Source organism: Corynebacterium sp. HMSC073B01, from assembly GCF_001838255.1.
In the GTDB taxonomy this organism is placed as follows: Bacteria; Actinomycetota; Actinomycetes; order Mycobacteriales; family Mycobacteriaceae; genus Corynebacterium; species Corynebacterium jeikeium_D.
Genome location: NZ_KV836161.1, coordinates 1 through 1,067, shown reverse-complemented (window position 1 = coordinate 1,067; position 1,067 = coordinate 1). Strand labels below are relative to the sequence as shown.

Here is a 1,067-nt window from a genome sequence, read left to right as displayed (position 1 = left end):
TAAGTAAAGAAAAGTGTGTCCGCATGCCACCATAACCCCAGACCACACACCACAAATCACCAAAGAATAGCTCCCCGAAAGCTATTACCCACACCATCCCGCACCTCCGGCCACATTTGTGCTAACCGCACACCGGTTGGATTAAAGGATGACCACCAACCGCCCCAGCTGCCCACTATGCGGCAACAACACAAAGAAAAACGGCACCACCAGCAAATCAACCACCCGTTGGCGCTGCACCCACTGCGGACACTCCTTTACCCGCAACACCCAAACCCACAACAAAAACACCGCCACCATGGCTTTGTTCATCCAATGGGCCACCGGCACCCAATCTCTAACCACCTTCGCCGCACACCATGGCGTAACCAGGCAAACCATGCACCACCGATTCCGATGGTGCTGGTGGATCATCCCCACACCCACCATCGACTCATTCCGCATCCATGACCAAATCTTCCTCGACGCGACCTATCTAAAGTCCGGATGCCTCCTGATCGCAGCCAGTAAAACCCACGTCATCAACTGGACCTGGGCCAGACACGAAACCACCGCCGCCTACACCGAACTCCTACGCCCCATTGCCGCACCACTAATCGCAGTCACAGACGGCGGACAAGGTGCCCAATCAGCCATCCACCACTGCTGGCCAACAACACGCATCCAACGCTGCCTCGTCCACGCCCAACGAACAGTCTGCCGCCACACCACCAGCAACCCCCGCACCGATGCCGGCAAAACCCTCTACCGCCTAGCCCTGAAACTCACTCGCATCACCGACCTTGACCAAGCATCCACATGGGTCGCCCACCTGCACGAATTCGACCACACCTACCGGGAATGGATGAACGAGAAAACCACCATCAAAGACCCTGCTACCGGCGCCTACACCAAGGTCTACACCCACCAACGCGTCCGAGCGGCCTATCAATCATTGCTATCTCTGCACCGCAGAGACCTGCTGTTTACCTACCTGCAACCCCCACCAACAACCATCGACCCCGACAACCTTGCAGCAACAACAAACAGCCTCGAAGGTGGCATCAACGCCCCCATAAAAGAACTAG

1 protein-coding gene is annotated in these 1,067 nt (G+C 56.7%); it reads left to right on the top strand.

Features of this window, described 5'->3' with window-relative positions; all coding sequences use genetic code 11:
• Positions 1–148 precede the first annotated feature (148 nt).
• On the top strand, positions 149–1,067 hold a 919-nt coding region (locus HMPREF2849_RS06260; protein ID WP_070862751.1), incomplete at its 3' end, for an IS256-like element IS3503 family transposase.